The organism is Serratia sp. CY32780, from assembly GCF_052169135.1.
Taxonomy (GTDB): Bacteria; Pseudomonadota; Gammaproteobacteria; order Enterobacterales; family Enterobacteriaceae; genus Serratia; species Serratia sarumanii.
Genome location: NZ_JBJNLI010000006.1, coordinates 101085 through 124906, shown reverse-complemented (window position 1 = coordinate 124906; position 23822 = coordinate 101085). Strand labels below are relative to the sequence as shown.

Here is a 23822-nt window from a genome sequence, read left to right as displayed (position 1 = left end):
GTGCGAGGAAGAGCAAAGAAAAGGGCCGGATAACCGGCCCTTTCTTCGTTACGCTGCGGCTCAGGAAGCCAGAGACAGCGTTTTCGTTTTCGCGTGTTCCGCCAGCCAGGCTTTCACTCGCGCCTGCTGCGCTTCGTCCAGCCACATGCCCAGCTTGGTGCGGCGCCAGATGGCGTCGGCCAGCTCTACGACCCACTCTTTCTCGGTCAGGTAGCGCAGTTCGGCTTCATACAGACCGTGGCCGAAATCTTCGCCCAGATCGGCGAGGCCGTTGGCGCCGACCAGGATCAGCTCGCTCTGGCTACCGTAGGTGCGGGCATAGCGGCGCGCCAGCGCTTCCGGCAACCAGCCGTGGGCGCGGCGCAGTTTGGCCGCGTAGCCGTCGCGATCGCCGCCGATGTCACCGCCCGGCAGCGTGGCGTTCTTGGTCCACGCCGGGCCGCAGCCTGGGTAGTAGTGGGCCAATTTTTCCATCGCGTGCTCGGCCAGCTTGCGGTAGGTGGTCAGCTTGCCGCCGAAGACCGACAGCAGCGGCGCCTTGCCTTGTTCGTCGTGCACGTCCAGCGTGTAATCGCGGGTGATCGCCTGCGGCGAATCGGATTCGTCGTCGCACAGCGGACGCACGCCGGAGTAAGTCCAAACGATGTCGTCGCGGCCCAGCTGTTTCTTGAAGTGATCGTTGTACACCTTCAGCAGATAAGCGATTTCGTTCTCGTCGATCTTCACGTCCTTCGGATCGCCTTTGTACTCCACGTCGGTGGTGCCGATGATGGAGAACTCGTCATTCCACGGGATCACGAACACGATGCGGTGGTCTTCGTTCTGCAGAATGTAAGACTGCGGCTGATCGTGTACGCGCGGCACCACGATGTGGCTGCCTTTGATCAGGCGGATGCCGTAAGGCGATTTCAGCTTCAGGCCGTCGTCGAAGAAGTTTTTCACCCACGGGCCGGTGGCGTTCACCAGGCCTTTGGCGCGCCAGGTGAAGGTTTTGCCGCTGTCGATATCGACCGCTTCCACCATCCACATGCCGTTTTCACGCCATGCGCGGGTCACTTTGGTGCGGGTGCGCACTTCGCCGCCGCGTTTTTCCACTTCCTGCGCGTTCAGCACCACCAGGCGAGCATCGTCGACCCAGCAGTCGGAATATTCGAAACCGCGCTTCAATTCAGGCTTCAGCACCGACTCTGGTCCAAAGCGCAAGCCCTTGCTGCCCGGCAGGCTGGTGCGTTTGCCCAGGTGATCGTACAGGAACAGGCCGATACGGATCATCCAGGCCGGGCGCAGGTGCGGCTGGTGCGGCAGGCGGAAACGCATTGGGAACGCGATGTGCGGCGCCAGCTTCAGCAGCACTTCACGTTCGGCCAGCGCTTCGCTCACCAAACGGAATTCGTAGTGTTCCAGGTAGCGCAGGCCACCGTGGATCAGTTTGGAACTGGCGGAAGACGTAGCACAGGCCAAGTCTTGCGCTTCCAGTAGCAGTACCGACAGCCCGCGCCCGGCAGCATCCGCCGCGATGCCGGCACCGTTGATGCCGCCACCGATAACGATCAAGTCTTTGGTTTCCACGTCATCTTCCTCCAGATGTTCGAAATAGCTCTTTCATGTTCGTTTTCGCTCATGATTGTAATCAAAAACCAACAAGCAAGCCAAGACTTAACCAAACAAAAACATTTAGGCGTGATAAAGGTAACAGTTTGGTGATGATAGGCGCATAAATGATAAGGATATGGATCGGGCGGGCAAACGGCTGTCGAAAAGGGGGCGTCGGGGGGGAAATGGGGCGGCGGCGCGCCCCGCGGGTTAACGGCGGATCAGCACAGCTCCAGCTGCACGTCGTACTGCTCGATGATTTTCATCACGCTCGGCGGCGGCAGCTGGTCGGTAAACAGGTAGTCGATCAGATTCATGTTGCCCAGGTTGACCATGGCGTTGCGGCCGAATTTGGAGTGGTCGGTGACCAGCATTACGCAGCGGGAATTTTCGATAATCGCGCGTTTGGTGCGCACTTCGTGATAGTCGAATTCGAGCAGCGAACCGTCCATATCGATGCCGCTGATGCCGAGAATGCCGTAATCGAGGCGGAATTGGGAGATAAAGTCCAGGGTGGCTTCGCCCATGATGCCGCCGTCGCGGGTGCGCACTTCGCCGCCGGCCAGGATCAGACGGAAGTCTTCCTTGGCGGTCAGCAGGGTGGCGACGTTGAGGTTGTTGGTGACCACGCGCAGGTTCTTGTGGTTCATCAGCGCATGGGCCACCGCTTCCGGCGTGGTGCCGATATCGATGAACAGCGTGGCGCCGTCCGGGATCTGGCTGGCGACGCGCTGCGCGATGCGGGCCTTCTCTTCCGACCACATCACCTTGCGATCGTTATAGGCAGCGTTGACCGAGCTGGAAGGCAGCGCCGCGCCGCCGTGGTGACGCTGGATCTTGTTCTGGTCGGCCAGGTCATTCAAATCGCGGCGAATCGTTTGCGGGCTGACGTCAAAATGTTCCACCAGCTCTTCCGTGCTGACGTAACCCTGCAGGCGCACCAGCTCGATAATTGCGTCATGACGCTGTGTTTGCTTCACGATAATCCCCTAAAACGCCCGCTATGCCCGCTGGGCACAGCTCCCGGCTGTTATTGTTCGTTGTGTGCGCGATGGCGCGTATCCCAAAATGCCATCAATAACCCTAACACTAAACCGGCTACGTGTGCCGCGTTGGCGATCGACATTCCTAAAATATCGAAATATCCGGCCACCAGCCACAGCACCGAGAACGCCATCAGGCCGCGCGGCAGCATCAGGCCGCGCTCCGGCGCCCGTTCACCCGTTAGCCACACATAGCCCATCAGCGCATAAACCACGCCCGACAGCCCGCCGAACAGCGCGCCGCTGAACAGCGATTGCGCCCAGCCGCTGAAGAAGGCCGACACCACCGCCAGCACGAAAAGCTTGCCGGCGCCGAGGCGTTTTTCCATCTGGCCGCCGAGATACCACCACCACATCAGGTTAAACAGAATATGCAGCAGGGAGAAGTGCAGGAACGCATGGCTGACCCAGCGCCACAGCTGCGTGTATTGGCTGCTGTTTTGCGGCCAGGAGAGCCAGTACATCACGGTGTTGTCGCCCAGCGCCTGCATCAGAATATAGACCGCGATGCACAGCACCATCACGCCGAGCGTCAGCGGCCCGGCCTTGCTGCGCAGGGTGTGCAGATAGGATTCGCTCTGATAGTGCAGGCCGGCGTCGGTATGGCCGGTCTGCCAACTGGCGGCCTGATAACGGCGGTTGAGCGGATCGGTCAGAAACTGCTGCAGCTCGTGTTGCACCTGCTCGAGGTGAACGTCGTCGGCCAGCCAGATTTCCGCCGCCTCGCCGCTGTTGCGCAGCTCAAGCCGGATGCCCTGGGTCGCCATATAGTCGACAAAGGCCAGCGCCAGGCGCGGGTTGGATACGGCGATTACTCTAACCATTGCTCTTCCGTCGTAAGTGAATGATTTTGGCCGCGGCTTGCCCGCCGGCGACCCTGACGGCCGATTATAACGTCGAAATCCTGAGCGCTGGCAAACGGATCTGCGAAAAACCCGCGAAAACGCGCACAAAATCGAAGGGGAAGCCCGCCGACGCACGGCGGGCGGCGGGGATCAGGCAGAGGTTTCCACGTCTTGCGGATACTGGCGGGCCCAGGCCTCGAAGCCGCCGTCGATGCTGTAGACCGCGTCGAACCCCTGGTGCAGCAGATACTGCGCCGCGCTGCGGCTGCTGTTGCCGTGGTAGCACATCACCATTACCGGCCGCTCGAAGTCGTTTTGCTGCATAAAGGCCGACAGGGTGGCGTTGGTGAGGTGAAAGGCGCCCGGCGTATGCCCGGCTTCAAAACTTTGCGGATCGCGGATGTCGACCAGGGCGGCGCTGCCCTCTTTCCAGCGGGCGTACGCTTGCTCAACGTTGATCGCTTCGAACTGTTCCATACTGCTGACTGCCTCGTAATTGGGGGACGCCGCTATTGTAACCAACTCTGCGGCGTTTAAGACCAGAGCAAGGGTGTGGTTTTGTCACACCAGCAGCACTTCAACGCCCTGTTGACGCAGTTGTTCAACGATCGCCGGATTGGCGGCGCGGCCGGTGATCACCATGGCGATTTGCTCGGTGCGGCTGAACAGCATGCCGGCGCGTTGGCCGACTTTGCTGCTGTCGACCAGCACCACCAGTTTACCGACGTAGTTGAGCATCTTTTGCTCCGCCATGGCGGTCAGCATATCCGTTTTATACAAACCCTCGGCGGTAAGGCCGATACCGCTGGTGAACATCCAGTGCCCGGCGTACAGCGTCGCGTCGCCGTCCTGAGGCGCCAGGGTAATCGACTGAGTCTTGTTGTACTGGCCACCCATGATTACCACGCTGTCATGGTCCTGTTCGATCAGGTAGTTGGCCAGCGGCAGGTAGTTGGTAATCACCTGAACCGGCTTGCCGCAAATTTCACGCCCCAGCAGAAATGCGGTGGAACCGCAGTTGATCACCACGCTTTCGCCCGGCTGACAGAGTTGCGCCGCTGCTGCCGCGATGCGCATTTTTTCGTCGAGATGCTGGGTTTGGTGGATGTTGAGCGGCGTCCAGGCCGGGCGCGGGGTTTGCGTGGCTTCGGCGCCGTTGCGCACTTTGCGCAATTTGCCAATTTCATTCAGTTTGTTGATGTCCCGGCGCGCGGTGGCCGGAGAGATGTCAAACGCCGCGATCACGTCCGCCACGGAGATTTGCCCCTTGCGATGCAAGAGATCGAGAATGGCATTGTGGCGTTGGGACTCTATCATGCGGGCTCCATCAGGGTGAGAAGAACGTCGTTGCTTTCGATTATATGCGCGCCGTTTGACGATTTGAATCATTGCCGTTCAAAAGCGCGCATCAGTATGCAACACCGGTTGATTACAAGAAAGACTTGAAGGGCAGGTCGGGTTCCTGGGTGAAACAATCATCGAACCCGCGCGGATAGTGATATTCCAGATTGTCTTTGTCCTGCGGCCAGATGAACTTGCCGCCAACCTGCCAGATAAAGGGTTTGAAACCGTACTTGAGCCGATCCTTTTTCATGTCCCACAACACGCGGATCTCCTGCGGGTCTGCCTGGAAATTCGACCAAATATCGTGGTGGAAGGGGATCACGACCTTGGCGTTCAACGATTCCGCCATGCGCAAGATGTCGGCGCTGGTCATCTTGTCGGTAATGCCGCGTGGGTTCTCGCCGTAGGAGCCGAGGGCGACATCAATGTGGTGATCGTTGCCGTGCTTGGCGTAATAGTTGGAGTAGTGAGAATCGCCGCTGTGATAAAGGTTGCCGCCCGGCGTTTTGAACAGGTAGTTGACCGCACGCAGATCCATGCCGTCCGGCAGTACGCCCGCGGCCTTTTGTTCCACCGGTAATGTGATCAGCGCCGTGCGATCGAAAGCATCCAACGCATGAATTTCGACGTCTTTGATTTTTATCACGTCGCCAGGTTTGACGGTGATGCAGCGCTCCGGCGGCACGCCCCAGCCGATCCAGATATCTACGCAGCTTTGCGGCCCGATAAACGGGACGGTGGGGGCGCAGTTCTGCAGCACTGCCGCCGCGACGTTCACATCGATATGGTCATTGTGATCGTGAGTGGCCAAGACGGCGTCGAGCTGCGTAATGGCGAACGGATCGAGCACGAATGGGGTGGTGCGCAGGTTCGGTTGCAGTTTACGCACCCCGGCCATGCGCTGCATTTGGTGGCCGGTTTTCATCAGCGGGTTGCCGTGACTCTGCTTGCCGGTGCCGCACCAGAAATCGACGCACAGGTTGGCGCCTTCTTCAGACTTGAGCCAGATGCCGGTGCAGCCCAGCCACCACATGGCGAAAGTACCGGGCGCGACGTTCTCCTGCTCTATCTCTTCGTTCAGCCAGGTGCCCCATTCGGGAAAGGTGTTCAATATCCAGGACTCGCGGGTGATGTCGTTGACTTTACTCATGGGTCTTTCCTCGTTGGTGGTGATAGTAAAATCACAAATAATCATTTAAGGATTTTATGTGATTTGTTTTGATCGAATCTAGCACCGTTTTTTTCAACTGACAACGATCGAAATACACGTAAACGCCGCCGAATTTACGCGCTGTGCCGGCGTTTTCTCCCCTTTTCGTTTGATTAACTGCTATTAAATTCAATGGGTAATAAAGTGTAAGTCGTCTAATTCATTGAATGTTAGTGGAATTGATTTTTAACTTGCGAGGTTGTTCACAAATAATCATTTATGATCTTTTTGTGATTTATTGTGATTGGTATGGTGAAGGCGTTACCTGCATGCCAACCTTTTCGGGAGAGCCGTATGGAAACTCTTTACACCATCTTCATCGTCTTTTTTAACCAGGTGATGACCAATGCACCGCTGCTGCTGGGGCTGGTTACACTGCTGGGTTACACGTTGCTGCGCAAAAGCGCGGCGGTCATCATCAAAGGCACCATCAAGACCATTATCGGTTTCATGTTATTGCAGGCCGGCTCCGGCATCCTGACCGGCACGTTCAAACCCGTTGTGGCGAAGTTGTCCGAGGTATACGGCATCAACGGGGCGATTTCGGACACCTATGCTTCGATGATGGCCACCATCGAACGTATGGGGGACGCCTACAGCTGGGTCGGCTACGCGGTATTGCTGGCATTGGCGCTGAACATTCTCTACGTACTGCTGCGGCGTATTACCGGGATTCGTACCATCATGCTCACCGGCCACATCATGTTTCAGCAGGTCGGGCTGATCGCGGTATTTTTCTACATTCTGGGTTACGGCATGTGGACGACGGTATTGTGCAGCGCGCTATTGGCTTCACTGTACTGGGGCATCACCTCCAACATGATGTTCAAGCCGACGCAGGCGGTAACGGAAAACAGCGGCTTCTCGATCGGGCATCAACAGCAGTTCGCTTCGTGGCTGGCCTACAAGGCCGCACCGTATCTCGGTAAAAAAGAGGACAGCGTGGAAGATCTGAAGCTGCCCGGGTGGCTGAACATTTTCCATGACAACATCGTGTCCACCGCCATCGTGATGACGCTGTTTTTCGGCATCATTCTGTGCTCGTTCGGCTTGGACACTCTGCAGGCGATGGCCGGTAAAACCCACTGGAGCATTTATATCCTGCAAACCGGGCTGATGTTCGCGGTGGCGATTTTCATCATCGTGCAGGGCGTGCGCATGTTCGTCGCCGAATTGACCGAGGCCTTTAACGGCATATCCCAACGTCTGATCCCCGGCGCGGTACTGGCCATCGACTGCGCCGCCATTTATAGCTTCGCGCCCAACGCCGTGGTGTGGGGTTTTATGTGGGGCACCATCGGCCAACTGATCGCCGTCGGCATACTGTTGGCGCTCGGCTCTTCCATCATGATCATTCCCGGTTTCATTCCCATGTTCTTTTCTAACGCCACCATCGGCGTATTCGCTAACCACTTCGGCGGCTGGCGCGCGGCGATGAAGATCTGTCTGGTGATGGGAATGATAGAGATCTTCGGCTGCGTGTGGGCCATCAAACTGACCGGGCTAAGCGCCTGGATGGGCATGGCGGACTGGTCGATTCTGGCGCCGCCGCTGATGCAGGGGCTGAGTCTGGGCCTGTGGTTTATGGGGGTGGTGATCGTTGTCGCCCTGCTGTACATGTTCTTCGCCGGACGCACCCTGCGTGCGGAAGAAGATGCTGAAAAAAAATCGGTTGAACCAGCGTCACGTTAATAGGAGTGCAGATTATGACGGTACGAATCCTGGCGGTATGCGGTTGCGGGCAAGGCAGTTCCATGATCATGAAAATGAAAGTCGACCAATTTTTAACGCAGCAAGGTGTGAATCATTCGGTCAACAGCTGTGCGGTGGGGGAATACAAATCCGAGTTGAACGGGGCCGACATCATCATTGCTTCCACCCATGTCGCCGACGAAATCGTCGTGAGCGGCAACAAATATGTGGTTGGGGTGCGCAATATGCTCTCGGCGGCGGACTTCGGCCCGAAGCTGATGGAAGTTATCGGCACGCATTTTCCGCAAGATTTGAAGCAGTAAGGAGCGAGTGATGAAGCTGAGCGATTCGTTGGCGCAAAACAACGCCATCCAACTGCAGGCGGAGGCTGCTGACTGGCGGCAGGCGGTGCGGTTGGGCGTCGATTTGCTGGTGGCTGCCGGGGTGGTGGAACCGCGCTATTTCGACGCCATTTTGGCCGGCGTCGACCGGCACGGCCCTTACTTCGTGCTGGCGCCGGGCCTGGCGATGCCGCACGGCCGGCCGGAGGAAGGGGTGCTGAAAACCGGCTTCGCCTTGGTCACCTTGAAAACGCCGGTGTGTTTCGGCGATGAGGACAACGATCCGATAGACATCTTGATCACCCTGGCGGCGGTGGACGCCAAAACGCATCAGGAGGTGGGGATCATGCAAGTGGTGAATCTGTTTGAAGATGAGGCGAACTTCGATCGCTTGCGGGCCTGTCGCCACGCGAGCGAGGTATTGGCGTTGATCGACAAAACGTCTACGGCGGCGAATTGATTGAAGGAGACAAACAATGAACACGCAGTTACCGATGTTGCAGGTGGCGCTGGATAACCTGTCCATGGCCGCGGCTTACGATACGACTCGCCTGATCGCGGCCGAAGTCGACATCATCGAAGTCGGCACTATTTTGTGCGTGGCGGAAGGCGTGCGCGCCGTACGCGATCTGAAAGCGCTGTATCCGGATCGCATCGTGTTGGCGGACGCAAAAATCGCCGATGCGGGTCAGATTTTGGCGCGAATGTGCTTCGAGGCGCATGCCGATTGGATCACGGTGATCTGCTGTGCCGACATCAATACGGTCAAGGGCGCCCTGCAGGTAGCGCATGAGTTCGGTGGCGACGTGCAGATCGAACTGACGGGGTTCTGGACCTGGGAACAGGCGCAGGCGTGGCGTGAAGCGGGAATGGGTCAGGTGGTGTACCACCGCAGCCGCGATGCGCAGGCCGCAGGGGTCGCATGGAGCGAAGACGATATCCGCGCGGTGCGTCGCCTGAGCGAGATGGGTTTTAAGGTGACGGTCACCGGCGGACTGGCGCTGGAGGATTTGCCTCTGTTCCAGGGCATTCCCATCCATGTCTTTATCGCCGGACGCAGCATTCGCGATGCCGCCGATCCGGTCGCGGCGGCGCGGGAATTTAAATCCGTCATTGCCCAGCTGTGGGGCTGAGGAGCGGTTATGTTGCACAAATCCGTGCCGTTGGGCATCTATGAGAAAGCGTTGCCGCCGGGCGAGGACTGGCTGACGCGCCTGCAACTGGCGGGTGAGTTGGGATTCGATTTCGTTGAAATGTCGATCGATGAAAGTGACGGCCGCCTGGCGCGATTGGACTGGAGCACTGAACAGCGGCTCGCCTTGGTTAGCGCCGTTGCGGCGAGCGGTGTGCGCGTCCCTTCTTTATGCCTCAGCGCCCACCGGCGTTTTCCGTTGGGCAGTGCAGACGACACCACGCGCGACCGGGGACTGGAGATCGTGCGAAAAGCTATTCGGCTGGCGCAGGATACCGGTATCCGGGTGATCCAACTGGCCGGGTATGACGTTTATTACCAGCAGTCAACTGCACAGACCCGCGCCCGGTTCCGTGCCGGATTGGCGCAGGCGGTGGAGATGGCCAGCCGTGCGCAGGTCATGCTGGCGATGGAAATCATGGACTATCCGCTGATGAACTCGATCAGCAAGGCGCTGGGCTATGCCCACTACCTGAATAACCCGTGGTTTCAGCTGTACCCGGACATCGGCAACTTGTCTGCCTGGGACAACGATGTGCCGATGGAGCTCATGGCCGGGCGCGGACATATCGTGGCGGTACACGTTAAGGATACGCGGCCGGGGGAGTTTAAGAATGTGCCGTTCGGCGAGGGCGTGGTCGATTTCGTGCGCTGTTTCGAAACGCTGTTGCAGAGCGGCTATCGCGGCCCCTATCTGCTCGAGATGTGGAGCGAGAAAGCGGACGATCCGCTGCGGGCGGTGCGGGAGGCGCGAGCCTGGGTGGTTGAACGCATGGTCGAGGCCGGGTTGGAAATAAGGGGGGAGCATGCTGGATCAACTGAAAAGTCAGGTGTACCGAGCCAATATGGCGTTGCCTGAGCACGGGCTGGTGACCTATACCTGGGGCAATGTCAGCGGCATCGATCGGGCCAGTGGGCTGGTGGTGATCAAACCCAGCGGCGTACCTTATGAAACGATGCGGGCTGAGGATATGGTGGTGGTGAATGCGCGAGGTGAGGTTGTCGAGGGGCAACTGCGGCCTTCGTCCGATACGCCGACACATTTGGCGCTGTATCGGGCGTTCCCCCAACTCGGCGGTGTGGTGCATACGCACTCTACCCATGCCACCGCCTGGGCGCAGGCGGGTGAAGCGATACCGGCGCTCGGCACCACCCACGCCGACTATTTTTCCGGCGACATTCCTTGTACCCGTGGGCTGACGGCGGAAGAGGTGGCGCGGGAATATGAGCTGAACACCGGTCGGGTGATTATCGAAACCCTGAAAGGGCGTGAACCGCTGCACATTCCCGGCATCCTGGCGTATCAGCATGGCCCGTTCAGTTGGGGAAGGACGCCGGATGAGGCGGTGCATAACGCCGTGGTGTTGGAGGAGGTGGCGAAAATGGCGTGGATCAGCCGGGATATTAACCCCGGCCTGAAACGGATCGATGACTATCTGCTGGAAAAGCATTTCAGCCGCAAACATGGCGCCGGCGCCTATTACGGCCAGCGCTGACTCTCAGGCGCCGTACCCCATCATCTTCAACAGCTGCTGCGCTTGCTGCACCGCTTCCTGGCGATGGGCCACGCCCAGTTTCTGATACAGGTTGCGGATGTGCGTCTTGATGGTGGTGGCCGCCACGTCCAACTCGCCGGCGATCTGGTCGTTGCTGTAGCCGGAATAGATCAGCCCCAGCACCTGCCATTCGCGCTGGGTGAGCGGGCTGGTGCGGATCAGCTCCGGCACCTGCGGATGGGTCAGCAGCTTATCGACGAAGTTCTCGTCAAAATGCGCGAACTTGTGCCGATGATGCTGGTTGATGTCGCGCAGGATGCGCTGGGCGCGATGCTGTTCCAGCTCCGGCAGCGTGTTGAGCTGGATCAGCTGGCGCAGCTGCTGCGCCATCGCTTCGCCCTCGATGACGAAGTGGCTGATAAAGCCGGTGCGGTTGGCCAGCGACAGCGCTTCGATCAGCGCCTGCTGCGCTTCGCCCTTGCGCTCTTGCAGCCAGTAGAGCTGGTTGCTGAGCAGCAGGTTGCGGTTGAGATCGCTCACCAGCCGCAGGCGGCGGGCGTTTTCGTTCAGCTCATCCAGCACCACGCCGGCCTCTTCATACTGGCCGAGCAGGATCTGCACCCGCGCGATGTTGCGCCACTGGCCCTGCGTGAAGTGGTTGTCCGCCATGCCGGGCTTTTCGGTGTGGCGCAGCCATTGGGCGGCGGCGGCGGTGTCGCCGGTCATCTGCCAGTGGATCACCCGCGACTTGTCGGTGTTGGTCAGCCAGTCGCGATGGTAGTGGGCGCCGTGCAGCAGGGTTTCGCAGCGCTGCAGATGGGTATTGGCGTTGTCCAGATCGCCGCGCGCCAGCGAGCATTTGGCCAGCATGGCGATGCACTGCAGCTGCTGTTGCGGCTGGTAGTTCGCCAGGATTTTCAGCCCGGTGCGCGCCGCGTCTTCCGCCTCGTCCAGCCGCGACCACGACCACAGGATCTGCGCGCGAATACGCAGCAGGAACTCGTGCATCGGCAGCTGTTCCAGGTGTTGCTCGCGGATCAGTTCGAACGCCTTGTCCTGGGTTTCGTAAGCGGCCTGCAGGAAGCCCTGGGCGATGAGGATTTCGCTCTGCTGCAGCAGCGCCCAGAGCGCGTAATGGTTGGCCTGATGACGACGCGCCATCTGCTCGGTTTGCTGCATCATCGGCAGCGCGCGCGCCAGTTCGCCCTTGCAGTGGTGCACTTCGCCGGTCACCGAGGTGGCGACGATGCGGCTGTAATAGCTGGACAGCGGCAGGAATTTCAACGCTTCGGTCGCCAGCCGCTCGGCCTCTTCCGGTTTACCGGCGTTGATTGCCACCTGGGCGCGCAAGGCGTCGAACTCGGCGTGCAGCGTTTGGTCTATCTCGATTTTCTGCTCGCGCATGGTGCGCTCGGCGCGCTCCAGCAGGGTGTTGACCTCGCCGTAGCGGTGCTGGCTCTGCGCCAGCCAGGCCTGCAGCAGCGCCAGCTTGGGATTTTGGATCAGGCGCTCATAAGGCAGCGCGTTGAGGCACTCCTCCAGCAAGGCCAGTTCGCTGTGGTGGAACAGCGACCAGGCGTGTTGCAGCAGGATATCGCGCAGCATGCTGACGTCGCTGGCCGCCAGCGCATGGTGAATGGCCTCCGCCGGATACCCCAGCGCCAGCCAGCCCTCGGCGGCGGCGCGGTGCAACCCCGGCAGCTCCAGCGCCAGCTCCCACTGGCAACGCTGGCGCAGGAAAGAAGCGAACAGCGGATGGAAGTTGAACCATTCGCCGGTGTCGTCCATGCGATGGATAAACAGCCCCTGGCGCTCCAGCTCCTCCAGCCGCTGCTGGCCGTTGTCTTCGCCGGTCAGCCGCACGATCAGCGCGTCGTTCATCGAGCGCAGCACCGAACAGCGCAGCAGGAAGGCGCGCGCCTCGGCATCGACGTGATCCAGCACTTCGTCCACCAGATAGTCGGACAGGTGGCTGGCGTTCAGCCCCGCCAGCCGCTTGGCCGACAGCTGAGCCGACGAGGCAGACTGGCGGGCCGACAGCGCGATCAGCTGCAGCGCGGTGGCCCAGCCTTCGACTTCGTCGCACAGGCGGCTGCTGTCCTGCTGTTCCATCGGCGCCGCCAGGCGGCAGTCGAAGAATTGTTTGGCTTCCTGATGGGTAAACGCTAGCTGCTGCGTGCCCATTTCCAGCAGCTGATCGCGCACCCGCAGATTGGCGATGCCGAGCGGCGGCAGGGTGCGCGAGAGCAGGATCAGCGTCAGGTTTTCCGGCTGATGGCGCAGGAAGAAGCGCATGGCTTCGTGAATGGCGTCGTTGGTGATCAGATGGTAGTCGTCGATCACCAGGTACAGCGGCTGGTGCCAGTCGGCCAGCTCGATAAACAGCTGGGCGAACAGCGCCGACAGGCTGGCGTACTGGTGTTTCTGGCTCAGCGCCTCGCTCTTGACGCAGCGGCCGCCGCTGGCCTGCTGCAGCGCGGCGATCAGGTAGCTGGCGAAGCGCTCCGGTTGGTTGTCGCTCTCGTCCAGCGAATACCAGCCCAGATCGGCCTTGCCGGCCGCCCATTGGGCGATCAGCGTGGTTTTTCCGTATCCCGCCGGGCAATTGACCAGTGTCAGGCGATAGTTGCCCGCGCTGGCCAGTTTGGCCAGCAGGCGATCGCGGATCACGGTATTTTGCAGCCGTACCGGGCGGCTCAGTTTTGATGGGATCAGCATAGTATTCCAGGGTATAAATCGCGGTTCCCGCCGGGATTGGAGTGGCGCTAATTATTTTATGGTTCGTAATTAATAGCTCCCCCTAACTTCTGCCAACCCTAAACGTATTGCAACAAGCTTCCGCATCGGCTTGGAGTTAAGTTGCTATCGATCACACTTTTTTACGTTTGGCGTCGGCGCGCGGCGTTGCGGTTGCAGATCGCATTTCCGGCCATGCACAAAACTTCAGCAGTGCGAATACTTGTGCTAACGTCATGGCTAACGTTCTCAGTGCTCGCCGCACGCGTTGGCGGGCTTTTTTGCATCGTTGCAAGGGAGTCAAACAGTGCCTGAGATCACAATTCCAGCTACGCCCCAATCCTCCTCCCCAGCTAATCCCCAGGCGGGATGATGCCGTCAGGCTTTCTCACCGGCACGATAGCGGCAATTTGACCCACTTACTGGATAGAGAGTTTTCCTTATGTCACAGCCTACGCTCAAGAAGGATGCTTTTCTGGCGGCGCTTGCCCGTCAGTGGCAACGGTTCGGCCTCAGTTCCGCACAGCAGATGACGCAACATCAATGGTGGGAAGCCGTCAGTGCGGCGCTGGCCGAGCAGCTGGCCGCACAGCCGGCGCCGCGCAAAAGCGCCAAACCGCTGCGCCACGTGAACTACATCTCGATGGAGTTTCTGATCGGCCGGCTGACGGCGAACAACCTGATCAACCTGGGCTGGTACGACACCGTCGAGCAGGCGCTGGCGGAGCAGAACGTCAAGCTGGCGGATCTGCTGGAGCAGGAAACCGATCCGGCGCTGGGCAACGGCGGGCTGGGGCGGCTGGCGGCCTGTTTCCTTGACTCGATGGCGACGGTGGAGCAACCGGCCACCGGGTATGGGCTGAACTACCAGTACGGGCTGTTCCGTCAGTCGTTCCAGGGTGGGCAGCAGCAAGAGGCGCCGGATAACTGGCAGCGCGAGAGCTACCCGTGGTTCCGCCACAACGCCGCGCTGGCGGTGGACGTGGGCATCGGCGGCAAGCTGGAAAAGCAGGCCGACGGCCGCGAACTGTGGCGCCCGGCCTTCACCCTGCGCGGCGAAGCCTGGGATCTGCCGGTGCTGGGGTATCGCAACGGCGTGGCGCAGCCGCTGCGCCTGTGGCAGGCGACCCATCAGCATCCGTTCAACCTGAGCGATTTCAACGACGGCAAATTCCTGCAGGCGGAGAAGCAGGGCGTAGAAGCCGACAAGCTGACCAAGGTGCTCTACCCGAACGACAACCATCAGGCCGGCAAGCGCCTGCGCCTGATGCAGCAGTATTTCCAGTGCGCCTGCTCGGTGGCGGACATTTTGCGCAAGCACCATCAGGCCGGCCGCAAGATTGAAGAGCTGCCGAAGTACGAAGTGATCCAGCTGAACGACACCCACCCGACCATCGCCATTCCGGAAATGCTGCGCATTCTGCTGGACGAACACCAGCTGGAGTGGGAGGCGGCCTGGGCGATCACCAGCAACACTTTCGCCTATACCAACCACACCCTGATGCCGGAAGCGCTGGAGTGCTGGGATGAAAAACTGGTGCGCAGCCTGCTGCCGCGCCATTTCTCCATCATCAAACAGATCAACGCCAGGTTCAAAAAGCTGGTGGATAAGCACTGGCCGGGCGACGAGGCGGTGTGGGCCAAACTGGCGGTGCACCACAACAAGCAGGTGCGCATGGCCAACCTGTGCGTGGTCAGCGGCTTTGCGGTCAACGGCGTGGCGCAGCTGCACTCGGATTTGGTGGTGAAGGATCTGTTCCCGGAATATCACCAGCTGTGGCCGAACAAATTCCATAACGTCACCAACGGCATCACGCCGCGCCGCTGGCTGAAACAGTGCAACCCGGCGCTGTCGGGCCTGATCGACGAGACGCTGAAGGTGGAATGGGCGAACGATCTCGACGCGTTGCGCGGGCTGGAAAAATTCGCCGACGACGCGGCGTTCCGCCAGCGTTATCAGCAGATCAAACGCGACAACAAGGTGGCGCTGGCCCATTACGTGCACGGTGTGATGGGGTTGACGCTCGACCCGGATGCGATTTTCGACGTGCAGATCAAGCGCCTGCACGAGTACAAACGCCAGCACCTGAACCTGCTGCACATCCTGTCGCTGTATCGCCAGCTGCGCGACAACCCGAATCTGGACATCGTGCCGCGCGTCTTCCTGTTCGGCGCCAAGGCGGCGCCGGGCTACTACCTGGCGAAGAACATCATTTACGCGATCAACCAGGCGGCCGAGAAGATCAATAACGATCCGCTGGTGAAAGACCGCCTGAAAGTGGCGTTCATTCCCGACTACCGCGTGTCGGTGGCCGAACTGATGATCCCGGCGGCGGATATCTCCGAGCAGATCTCCACCGCTGGCAAAGAGGCCTCCGGCACCGGCAATATGAAGCTGGCGCTGAACGGCGCGCTGACGGTCGGCACGCTGGACGGCGCCAACGTCGAAATCGCCGAGCAGGTGGGCGAAGACAATATCTTTATCTTCGGCAATACCGTGGAGCAGGTGAAGGCGATACTGGCGAAGGGCTATGATCCGCTCAGCTACCGAAAGAAAGACAAGCACCTGAAGGCGATTTTGGATGAGCTGGCGAGCGGCGCGTTCAGCCACGGCGACAAGCACGCGTTCGACATGATGCTGCACAGCCTGCTGGAGGGCGGCGATCCTTATCTGGTGTTGGCGGACTTCGCCTCGTATTGCCAGGCGCAAAGCCGGGTCGATGAACTGTACCGCGATCGGGACGAATGGACGCGGCGGACTATCCTTAACACCGCGCGCGTCGGCATGTTCAGCTCGGATCGTTCGATCCGCGATTACCAGCAGCGCATCTGGCAAGCCAAACGTTAAGGAGAACGAATGGATCGCAAGCGTATCGATCAGGCGGCGGCACAGGCGGGTATCGCCGCCGATTTCATCAATGCCCACGGCAAGCGGCAGGCGATTGAACCGGAGACCAAGCGCAAGCTGCTGGCGGCCATGAGTCGGGCCGAAGCCGCGCAGGAAGGGGCTGCGTCGCCGTTACCGGCGGTCAAGGTGTTCTATCAGGGCGCGCCGTTGGCGTTGACCCCGGCGGGCGAAGGCGAGTACCTGTGGGCGCTGCAGCGTGAAGACGGCGAATGCCTGCAGGGGCGCGTCGGCGCGCGCAAGACCCTGACGCTGCCGGGCGATCTGCCAGCGGGCTATCACCAATTGACGCTGAGCCAGGGCATGCGGCAGTGGTCATGCCGAGTGATCGTCGCGCCGAGGCGCTGCTTCGAGCCGAACGCCTTGCTGACCGGCAAGAAGCTGTGGGGCGCCTGCGTTCAGCTGTATACGCTGCGTTCCGATCGCAACTGGGGCATCGGCGATTTCGGCGATCTGCGCCTGATGGTGGAGCAGGTGGGGGAACGCGGCGGCGCTTTCGTCGGCCTCAATCCGATCCATGCGCTGTATCCGGCCAACCCGGAGAGCGCCAGCCCCTACAGCCCCTCGTCGCGCCGCTGGCTGAATCTGGCGTATATCGACGTCAACGCGGTGGAGGATTTCCAGCGCAGCGACGCGGCGCAGCGCTGGTGGCAGAAGCCGGCGACGCAGAAGCAGCTGGCCAAGGCGCGCGCCGCGGAGTGGGTGGATTACACCGCCGTGATGCAGCTGAAGCTGGCGGGGCTGAAGCTGGCGTTCCCGCTGTTTCAGGCGCGCAAGCCGAACGACGCGCAGCGTCAGGCGTTCGAACGGTTCGTGACTGAGGGCGGCGAAAGCCTGTATCAGCAGGCGGCGTTCGATGCGCTGCATGCCCACCTAGCGGCCAAAGACGCCAGCCAGTGGGGCTGGCCGGCCTGGCCCGAGCGCTATCGGCGTGGGCAGAGCGAAGCGGTGCGGCAGTTCTGCGATGAGCATCAGGACGCGGTCCGCTTTTACCTGTGGCTGCAGTGGCTGGCGGCCACGCAGTTCGCGCAGTGTTTCGAACAGAGCCGGCAGCAGCAGATGCCGATTGGCCTGTATCGCGATCTGGCGGTCGGGGTGGCGGAAGGCGGGGCGGAAACCTGGTGTGATCGCGAACTGTACTGCCTGAAAGCGTCGGTCGGCGCGCCGCCGGACATCCTGGGGCCGCTGGGGCAAAACTGGGGCTTGCCGCCGATGGATCCGCACGTGATGGCGGCGCGCGGTTATCAGCCGTTCATCGATCTTTTGCGCGCCAACATGACCAGCTGCGGCGCGCTGCGCATCGATCACGTCATGGCGCTGCTGCGGCTGTGGTGGATCCCTTATGGCGAAACCGCCGATCGCGGCGCCTACGTCAAATACCCGGTGGACGATCTGCTGGCGGTGCTGGCGCTGGAAAGCCAGCGCCACCGCTGCATGGTGATCGGCGAGGATCTCGGCACGGTGCCGGTGGAGATCGTCGGCAAGCTGCGCGACAGCGGCGTCTATTCCTACAAAGTGCTGTATTTCGAAAGCGACGGTGAACACCATTTCCGCGCGCCGCAGGCCTATCCGGTGCAGGCGATGGCGACCATCACCACCCACGATCTGCCGACGCTGCGCGGCTACTGGCAAAGCGACGATCTGACGCTCGGCAACCGGCTGGGCCTTTACCCGGATGCGGAGATCCTGCGGGCGCTGTTCGCCGATCGGGAACGCGCCAAGCAGGGGCTGCTGGACGGGTTGCATCGCTATGGCTGCGTGCCGCAGAAGGTGGGCAAGAAGGCGGCGCTGCTCGGCATGAGCCCGCTGCTCAACCGCGGCCTGCAGCGCTATGTCGCCGACAGCGCCAGCGCCCTGCTCGGCCTGCAGCCGGAAGACTGGCTGGACATGGCCGATCCGGTCAATATTCCCGGCACCAGTGACCAGTACCCTAACTGGCGGCGCAAGCTGACCGAAACGCTGGAGGAGATGTTCGCCGATCCGCGGATAAACCGGTTGCTGAAGGATTTGGACAAACGGCGGCGCAAGGTGTCGGTGGGCTGAAAACGACAATGCCGGAACGGGTTCCCCCCTTCCGGCATTGTGTTATCCACCGCGGCGCGAGCGCCGGGGATCAGTAATAGGAGTGCTCGCCGCGCTGGTGCTCGGTCAAATCGCGCACGCCTTTCAGCTCCGGGAATTTCTGCAGCAGCTCTTTCTCGATGCCTTCTTTCAGCGTAACGTCGACCATCGAACAGCCGTTACAGCCGCCGCCGAACTGCAGGATCGCCATGTTGTCGTCGGTGATCTCCATCAGCGTCACGCGGCCGCCGTGGCCCGCCAGCTGTGGGTTGATCTGCGACTGCAGCACGTATTCCACGCGCTCCATCAGCGGCGCGTCGTCATCGACCTTGCGCATCTTGGCGTTCGGCGCCTTCAGCGTCAGCTGAGAGCCCAGCTGGTCGGTCACGAAGTCGATTTCGGCGTCTTCCAGATACGGCGCGCTCAGCTCATCGACATAGGCGGACAGCTTGTCGAACTTCAGTTCGGTATCCGTCGCTTCTACCGCGTCCGGCGGGCAATAAGAGACACCGCATTCGGCCGTCGGCGTGCCCGGGTTGATCACGAATACGCGGATTTGGGTGCCTTCTTCTTGATTTGCCAGCAGTTTGGCAAAGTGTTCCTGTGCAGCATCTGTTATACGGATCATAGCATTAGCTCAATAGTTGACTTCTATAGTCGGTTATAATACGCCCATTGCCGTGGCACTACAACGTGCGGCAAACGCACCATATCTGCACCGAGGCGGCGCCTTGCCGCCGCAACAGCGCCGCGATCTCCGCGACGGTGCTGCCGGTGGTCACCACGTCATCCACCAGGGCGATATGCCGGCCGGCGACCGGCACCGTGCAGGTGAAAGCGCGCTGCAAATTGCGCCTGCGTGCCCCGGCGCTCAGCCGCTGTTGCAGGGCGGTTTTGCGCACCCGGCGCAAAGCGGCGGGCCGATAGGCACAGCCCAGCCAGCGCGCCAGCGGCCGGGCCAGCAGATCGCTCTGGTTATAACCACGGTGCCAACAGCGCGTTGCATGCAAGGGTACCGCTAAAATCAGGTCGGGTCTGTTCAGATTCTGCTCTCTGCGCGCCTGCTGCCACCGCAACAGCATCAGGCGCGCCAGCGTCGGCGCCAGCTCGGGCGCGCGGTGAAACTTGAACCTCTTTACCAGTTGGCTGAGGGGCGCAACGTAGTCGCCGACGAACACCAGCCGCTGCCAGGGCGGCGGCCGTTGCAGGCAGCGGCCGCAGGGCATTTGCGTTTCCCCGGCGGGCAATCCGCAGCGTGGGCAACACGGCGGGTGGGCCGGCAGATGGCGCAGGCAGCAGCTGCAGATGCCATGGCGCATCAGGCTCAACGGCTGTCGGCATAGCCAACAGCGGCTGCGGATTGATAGCATAGAGCCTCCGAGACGGATAAGCATGAAAGGACAATAACCAATGACAGCGCTGTACTGGCAAACAATAGGTGAAGGCGAACGCGATCTTGTGCTGCTGCACGGCTGGGGATTGAACGCCGAAGTGTGGAGTTGCATTCAGGCGCGACTGGCGCCGCATTTTCGCCTGCACCTGGTCGATCTGCCGGGTTATGGCCGCAGCCAGGGGTTCGGTGCCCTGTCGCTGGAACAGATGACGGAAATCGTGCTGGCGGCCGCCCCGCCGCAGGCCTGGTGGCTAGGTTGGTCGCTCGGCGGGCTGGTGGCCAGCCAGGCGGCGCTGATGCAGCCCGAGCGACTCAAGGGGCTGATCACCGTGGCCTCCTCGCCGTGCTTTGCCGCCCGCGATGAGTGGCCGGGGATCCGCCCGGACGTGCTGAGCGGTTTCCAGCATCAGTTGAGCCTGGATTTCCAGCGCACCGTCGAGCGTTTTCTGGCGTTGCAGACGCTGGGCACCGAGAGCGCGCGTCAGGATGCGCGCCAGCTGAAAGCGGTGGTGCTCAACCAGCCGACGCCGAGCGTCGAGGTGTTGAACGGCGGGCTGGAGATCCTGCGCACCACCGATCTGCGTGCGCCGTTGGCCGCGCTGGAGCTGCCGCTGCTGCGGATCTACGGTTATCTGGACGGGCTGGTGCCGCGCAAGGTCGCCGAGCTGCTCGATACCGCCTGGCCGCATTCTGCGTCGCAGATCGTGGCCAAAGCCGCCCATGCGCCGTTTATTTCTCATCCCGATGAATTTGTGACGATGATCGAAGCGTTTATTGCAGCACATTGAATCCGGTGGGAAAACGCACGATAGAGCGCTAAAAAAAACGCCGCCGGGTGGATAAAAGACAAAGCTGTTCGATACTTAGTGAGTCAATGCGTTGGCTGCAAAATGAAAAGACCGCGTGCGGCGCTTTTCATTTTGGCGTTTCGTCTCTGGGAAACAGGCCCCGTCAGGGAAAGCAACGAGGCCTGAGGATGTCGCGGCAGCCTGCGGTACTACGCATGGATCCTTGACGGCTTTCATAACAGATAAATTATCCATTGAGAGGTTAGTGTCATGAAATCATTGAAGATGATTATTGCAGCGGCAGTGCTGGGTTCGGTGTCTTTCGGCTCCATGGCGGCAACCCTGCTGACCAAGGAAGATCTGGATAAGAACCCGGGTAAATACGAGAAGATCGGCACCGTCACCACGACGGCGGAAACCACGTCACCGATGGATGCCAAGGAAGAGCTGTCCAAACTGGCTGACGAAAAGGGCGGTCAATACTACGTGATCCTGGCAGGCCGTGAACACGGTAAATTCAGCGCCATCGCCGAAGTTTACAAAGACAAGCAATAAGCCTTGAACGGCAAAGGGGCGCCCGTCATGGCGCCCCTGATCGTCAGGCCTTCAGCCGGTAGAACACCGTGCTGCACCCCTGGCCCTGCGGGCAGCGTTTGCAACTGCCGCTCAGACAGGCGCCGTCATCCTGTTCGATGCGTTCCACTTTCCCCATCGCCGTCAAACGGTCCAGCATCGCTTGCACCAGCGGCAGCGGCGTCGCCAGCGAGTGGCTGAGCTGCTGCGCCTGGGCGCTGCCGCGCAGCGCCAGCGCATCGCGCACCTGCAGCAGCCCGGCCATCAGTGACAGCTCCCTTTGGCGCTCTGGCAACAGGCCGCCGGCGTGGCGTTGCCCAGGCGCACCGTGACGCGGCTGCGCGCCCGGCGCAGGCCGAACAGCACCAGCAGATTCACCAGCACCACCGCCAGGATCGCCGTCAGGCTGTACTGCGGGTGTTGGTTGAAGGTGGCCACCTGATAGAACAGCGTCGCCAGCGAGTAGGCCACGTTCAGCCCCCACAGAATAGAGAAGGTCATCCAGCCGCGGCTCGATTCACGGGCGATGGCGCCCATCACCGAGACGCAAGGCACATACAGCAGCACGAAGATCAGATAACTGTAGGCGGAGATGCCGGAGCCGAATTTGCTGCTCATCACGCCCATTGAGCCGACGCCCATCTCGCCGTCGCCCTTGCTGGCTTCGATCGGGTTGGAGAGCACGCTCAGGCTGAAGGTGTTTTTCAGGCCGTCCCAGGTTTCGTTCAGTGCGCCGCCCAGTTCATCGAGCAGGTTGAAGTTGGCGGCATCGAACGCCTCTTTGTTGATGCGCTCGGCGGTGTACAGCGTATTCAGCGTGCCGACCACCACTTCCTTCGCCATCGCACCGGTCACCAGCCCGACGGTGGCCTGCCAGTTATCGCTGTGGACGCCCATCGGCTGCAGCAGCGGCGTCAGCACCCTGGAGACCGAGGCCAGCGCGGAGTCGTTGATGTTGTCGACCGTCTTGCCGCTGAACGAGAAGCTGTTCAGGCCGCCGATGAATATGCTGGCCACCACGATCACCTTGCCGGCGCGCAGCACGAAGCCTTTCAGCCGCTGCCAGGTTTGCAGCAGCAGGCTTTTCAGGTGCGGCACATGGTAGACCGGCAGCTCCATCACGAACGGCGAGGCTTCGCCGCGCATGAGGGTGTATTTGAGCACCAGGCCGGTAAGGATCGCCACCGCAATGCCGAGCATGTACAGCGAGAACACCACCCCGGCGCCGTCCTGGCCGAAGAAGGCGGCGGCGAACACCGCGAAGATCGCCAGACGGGCGCCGCAGGACATGAACGGCGCCATCATGATGGTGATCAGGCGCTCGCGCTGGGCGTCCAGCGTCCGGGCGCCCATGATGGACGGCACATTGCAGCCGAAGCCGACGATCAGCGGCACGAAGGATTTGCCCGGCAGCCCGAGCGCCTGCATCAGGCGATCCATCACGAACGCCGCGCGCGCCATGTAGCCGGAATCCTCCAGGAACGACAGAAACAGGTACATCATGCCGATCTGCGGCACCAGCGGCAGCACGGTATTGATGCCGCCGCCGACGCCCTGCGCCAGGAAAACGGTCAGCCAGTCGGGGAAGTGCAGGGTGTAGCCGAGCCACTGAATGCCCTGAATGAAGATCGCTGCCGAGCCGATATCGAAGATCGGCTGCAGCGCGCCGCCGATGTTGATCGCCAGCAGGAACATCAGGTACATCACCAGCAGGAAGATCGGCACGCCCAGCCAGCGGTTGAGGATCACCTTATCCAGCAGCTCGGTCAGACGGTTGGGCATCGCCTGCTGCGAGTTGCTGACCTCATCGCACAGGGCGGCGATGGACTGGTAGCGCGCGTCGGCGATCACCAGCGCCGGGTCTTCCTGCTGCTGCTGTTGCAACGCCTGGGCAGCCGCAGGCAACAGCGCGACGGCGGGGCCGGCCAGCCGGTGACTGTAGATGTCGCCTTCCAGCATTTGCAATGCCAGCCAGCGGCGCTGCACCGCCGGCAGCGTTTGCGGCATGGCGTCGCTCAGCGTGGCGACCGCTTTCAGCAACAGCGGTGGGTAGTTCACCAGCGCCTGCTGTTCGTTGATGTGATGATTGTCGATCATCTGTTTCAGCACGCCGATGCCGTCGGCGCGGGTGGAGATCATCGGCACTACCGGGCAGCCGAGGCGCGCCGACAGCGCGGCGACGTCGATATCGATATGCTGACTTTTGGCGATGTCGAGCATGTTCAGCGCCACGATGCAGGGAATGCCCAGCTCCAGCAGCTGCAGCGTCAGGTAGAGGTTGCGCTCCAGGTTGGAGGCGTCGACCACGTTGATCAGCAGATCGGCGTCGCCGCTCAAAATGTAGTGGCAGGCGATCTGCTCGTCGAGCGAGGTTTGCTCTGAAATGGTGGTCAGGGAGTAGGTGCCGGGCAAATCGACCAGCCGTACGTCGGACTGCGGGGTGGTGAAATGGCCTTCTTTGCGTTCGACCGTCACGCCCGCCCAGTTGCCGACCCGTTGGCGTGCGCCGGTCAGCTGGTTGAACAGCGTGGTTTTGCCGGAGTTCGGGTTACCGATTAAGCCGATGGTGAGTTTTTTCATAGTTCAGCGTGTCGTCTTCAAGGAGAACAG

The 23822-nt window shown here is 61.0% G+C and carries 21 protein-coding genes; 10 read left to right on the top strand and 11 right to left on the bottom strand.

The window, feature by feature from the left end; all coding sequences use genetic code 11:
• Positions 1–60: 60 nt before the first annotated feature.
• The 6 genes from glpD to ulaG all read right to left on the bottom strand — a co-directional run bounded on the left by glpD (position 61) and on the right by ulaG (position 5975).
• Positions 61–1569 carry a glycerol-3-phosphate dehydrogenase gene (glpD, locus tag ACJ8HH_RS21045; protein ID WP_033649347.1) on the bottom strand — a complete coding sequence of 503 codons (1509 nt, stop codon included), beginning with the start codon at positions 1567–1569 and terminating at the stop codon, positions 61–63.
• A gap of 245 nt (positions 1570–1814) precedes the next feature.
• Positions 1815–2573: a DeoR/GlpR family transcriptional regulator gene (locus ACJ8HH_RS21040; RefSeq protein ID WP_004930797.1), complete on the bottom strand. Its 759-nt coding sequence runs from the start codon at positions 2571–2573 to the stop codon at positions 1815–1817.
• A gap of 50 nt (positions 2574–2623) precedes the next feature.
• Positions 2624–3460, bottom strand: coding sequence for a rhomboid family intramembrane serine protease GlpG (gene glpG / locus ACJ8HH_RS21035; protein ID WP_033649346.1), 837 nt, complete (start codon positions 3458–3460; stop codon positions 2624–2626).
• Positions 3461–3631: 171 nt separating this feature from the next.
• Complete coding sequence (glpE, locus tag ACJ8HH_RS21030; protein ID WP_019455180.1) at positions 3632–3958, bottom strand: thiosulfate sulfurtransferase GlpE; 327 nt, start codon at positions 3956–3958, stop codon at positions 3632–3634.
• An 84-nt stretch (positions 3959–4042) separates the two neighbouring features.
• Positions 4043–4798, bottom strand: a complete 756-nt coding sequence (gene ulaR / locus ACJ8HH_RS21025) for an HTH-type transcriptional regulator UlaR (RefSeq protein ID WP_197766320.1) — start codon at positions 4796–4798, stop codon at positions 4043–4045.
• 112 nt (positions 4799–4910) lie between these two features.
• Positions 4911–5975: an L-ascorbate 6-phosphate lactonase gene (gene ulaG, locus ACJ8HH_RS21020; RefSeq protein WP_060388425.1), complete on the bottom strand. Its 1065-nt coding sequence runs from the start codon at positions 5973–5975 to the stop codon at positions 4911–4913.
• A gap of 354 nt (positions 5976–6329) precedes the next feature.
• Here ulaG and ulaA point away from each other — a divergent pair, with 354 nt between their 5' ends.
• Genes ulaA through ACJ8HH_RS20990 form a run of 6 tightly spaced genes read left to right on the top strand, consistent with a single transcriptional unit; the run spans position 6330 to position 10756 of the window.
• Positions 6330–7727 (top strand): PTS ascorbate transporter subunit IIC, encoded by a 1398-nt coding sequence (gene ulaA / locus ACJ8HH_RS21015; protein ID WP_060452084.1) that lies wholly within the window; start codon positions 6330–6332, stop codon positions 7725–7727.
• A gap of 14 nt (positions 7728–7741) precedes the next feature.
• Entirely contained in the window at positions 7742–8050 is a 309-nt protein-coding gene (gene ulaB / locus ACJ8HH_RS21010; protein ID WP_033636327.1) for a PTS ascorbate transporter subunit IIB, read from the top strand.
• A gap of 10 nt (positions 8051–8060) precedes the next feature.
• Positions 8061–8528 carry a PTS ascorbate transporter subunit IIA gene (gene ulaC / locus ACJ8HH_RS21005; protein ID WP_033649344.1) on the top strand — a complete coding sequence of 156 codons (468 nt, stop codon included), beginning with the start codon at positions 8061–8063 and terminating at the stop codon, positions 8526–8528.
• 16 nt (positions 8529–8544) lie between these two features.
• Positions 8545–9201: a 3-keto-L-gulonate-6-phosphate decarboxylase UlaD gene (locus tag ACJ8HH_RS21000; protein WP_033649343.1), complete on the top strand. Its 657-nt coding sequence runs from the start codon at positions 8545–8547 to the stop codon at positions 9199–9201.
• Positions 9202–9210: 9 nt separating this feature from the next.
• Positions 9211–10119, top strand: coding sequence for an L-ribulose-5-phosphate 3-epimerase (locus ACJ8HH_RS20995; protein WP_041037036.1), 909 nt, complete (start codon positions 9211–9213; stop codon positions 10117–10119).
• Positions 10070–10756, top strand: coding sequence for an L-ribulose-5-phosphate 4-epimerase (locus ACJ8HH_RS20990; protein ID WP_033649394.1), 687 nt, complete (start codon positions 10070–10072; stop codon positions 10754–10756). The genes ACJ8HH_RS20995 and ACJ8HH_RS20990 overlap by 50 nt, the downstream gene beginning before the upstream one ends.
• 3 nt (positions 10757–10759) lie before the next feature.
• On the opposite strand, the gene malT is transcribed toward ACJ8HH_RS20990, so the two are convergent.
• The gene (gene malT, locus ACJ8HH_RS20985) at positions 10760–13474 is read right to left on the bottom strand and encodes an HTH-type transcriptional regulator MalT (protein ID WP_033649340.1); all 2715 of its coding nucleotides are present in this window, start codon (positions 13472–13474) and stop codon (positions 10760–10762) included.
• A gap of 460 nt (positions 13475–13934) precedes the next feature.
• Between malT and malP the strand changes: the two genes are divergently transcribed.
• Entirely contained in the window at positions 13935–16340 is a 2406-nt protein-coding gene (gene malP / locus ACJ8HH_RS20980) for a maltodextrin phosphorylase (protein WP_033649338.1), read from the top strand.
• Between the two features lie 9 nt (positions 16341–16349).
• Positions 16350–18440 (top strand): 4-alpha-glucanotransferase, encoded by a 2091-nt coding sequence (gene malQ / locus ACJ8HH_RS20975; protein ID WP_049195631.1) that lies wholly within the window; start codon positions 16350–16352, stop codon positions 18438–18440.
• 70 nt (positions 18441–18510) lie between these two features.
• Here malQ and nfuA read toward each other — a convergent pair whose 3' ends face one another.
• Together nfuA and gntX are read right to left on the bottom strand one after the other, a co-directional pair.
• On the bottom strand, positions 18511–19086 hold the full coding sequence (gene nfuA / locus ACJ8HH_RS20970) for a Fe-S biogenesis protein NfuA (RefSeq protein WP_004930777.1): 576 nt from the start codon (positions 19084–19086) through the stop codon (positions 18511–18513).
• A 58-nt stretch (positions 19087–19144) separates the two neighbouring features.
• Positions 19145–19828 carry a DNA utilization protein GntX gene (gntX, locus tag ACJ8HH_RS20965; protein WP_033649336.1) on the bottom strand — a complete coding sequence of 228 codons (684 nt, stop codon included), beginning with the start codon at positions 19826–19828 and terminating at the stop codon, positions 19145–19147.
• Between the two features lie 40 nt (positions 19829–19868).
• Between gntX and bioH the strand changes: the two genes are divergently transcribed.
• Together bioH and ACJ8HH_RS20955 are read left to right on the top strand one after the other, a co-directional pair.
• Positions 19869–20639 (top strand): pimeloyl-ACP methyl ester esterase BioH, encoded by a 771-nt coding sequence (gene bioH, locus ACJ8HH_RS20960; protein WP_033649335.1) that lies wholly within the window; start codon positions 19869–19871, stop codon positions 20637–20639.
• 270 nt (positions 20640–20909) lie between these two features.
• Positions 20910–21194, top strand: coding sequence for a YdgH/BhsA/McbA-like domain containing protein (locus ACJ8HH_RS20955; RefSeq protein ID WP_004930765.1), 285 nt, complete (start codon positions 20910–20912; stop codon positions 21192–21194).
• Positions 21195–21237: 43 nt separating this feature from the next.
• Here ACJ8HH_RS20955 and ACJ8HH_RS20950 read toward each other — a convergent pair whose 3' ends face one another.
• Both ACJ8HH_RS20950 and feoB read right to left on the bottom strand, forming a co-directional pair.
• Positions 21238–21477: a FeoC-like transcriptional regulator gene (locus ACJ8HH_RS20950; protein WP_033649334.1), complete on the bottom strand. Its 240-nt coding sequence runs from the start codon at positions 21475–21477 to the stop codon at positions 21238–21240.
• On the bottom strand, positions 21477–23792 hold the full coding sequence (gene feoB, locus ACJ8HH_RS20945) for a Fe(2+) transporter permease subunit FeoB (protein ID WP_060443801.1): 2316 nt from the start codon (positions 23790–23792) through the stop codon (positions 21477–21479). Before feoB ends, ACJ8HH_RS20950 begins: the two co-directional genes overlap by 1 nt.
• Positions 23793–23822: the final 30 nt, after the last annotated feature.

Coding starts and splice junctions, on each gene's coding strand:
- glpG (WP_033649346.1), bottom strand. CDS start 3,460: ATGGTTAGAGTAATCGCCGTATCCAACCCGCGCCTGGCGCTGGCCTTT.
- glpE (WP_019455180.1), bottom strand. CDS start 3,958: ATGGAACAGTTCGAAGCGATCAACGTTGAGCAAGCGTACGCCCGCTGG.
- ulaR (WP_197766320.1), bottom strand. CDS start 4,798: ATGATAGAGTCCCAACGCCACAATGCCATTCTCGATCTCTTGCATCGC.
- ulaG (WP_060388425.1), bottom strand. CDS start 5,975: ATGAGTAAAGTCAACGACATCACCCGCGAGTCCTGGATATTGAACACC.
- ulaA (WP_060452084.1), top strand. CDS start 6,330: ATGGAAACTCTTTACACCATCTTCATCGTCTTTTTTAACCAGGTGATG.
- ulaB (WP_033636327.1), top strand. CDS start 7,742: ATGACGGTACGAATCCTGGCGGTATGCGGTTGCGGGCAAGGCAGTTCC.
- ulaC (WP_033649344.1), top strand. CDS start 8,061: ATGAAGCTGAGCGATTCGTTGGCGCAAAACAACGCCATCCAACTGCAG.
- ACJ8HH_RS21000 (WP_033649343.1), top strand. CDS start 8,545: ATGAACACGCAGTTACCGATGTTGCAGGTGGCGCTGGATAACCTGTCC.
- ACJ8HH_RS20995 (WP_041037036.1), top strand. CDS start 9,211: ATGTTGCACAAATCCGTGCCGTTGGGCATCTATGAGAAAGCGTTGCCG.
- malT (WP_033649340.1), bottom strand. CDS start 13,474: ATGCTGATCCCATCAAAACTGAGCCGCCCGGTACGGCTGCAAAATACC.
- malP (WP_033649338.1), top strand. CDS start 13,935: ATGTCACAGCCTACGCTCAAGAAGGATGCTTTTCTGGCGGCGCTTGCC.
- malQ (WP_049195631.1), top strand. CDS start 16,350: ATGGATCGCAAGCGTATCGATCAGGCGGCGGCACAGGCGGGTATCGCC.
- nfuA (WP_004930777.1), bottom strand. CDS start 19,086: ATGATCCGTATAACAGATGCTGCACAGGAACACTTTGCCAAACTGCTG.
- gntX (WP_033649336.1), bottom strand. CDS start 19,828: ATGCTATCAATCCGCAGCCGCTGTTGGCTATGCCGACAGCCGTTGAGC.
- bioH (WP_033649335.1), top strand. CDS start 19,869: ATGACAGCGCTGTACTGGCAAACAATAGGTGAAGGCGAACGCGATCTT.
- ACJ8HH_RS20955 (WP_004930765.1), top strand. CDS start 20,910: ATGAAATCATTGAAGATGATTATTGCAGCGGCAGTGCTGGGTTCGGTG.
- ACJ8HH_RS20950 (WP_033649334.1), bottom strand. CDS start 21,477: ATGGCCGGGCTGCTGCAGGTGCGCGATGCGCTGGCGCTGCGCGGCAGC.
- feoB (WP_060443801.1), bottom strand. CDS start 23,792: ATGAAAAAACTCACCATCGGCTTAATCGGTAACCCGAACTCCGGCAAA.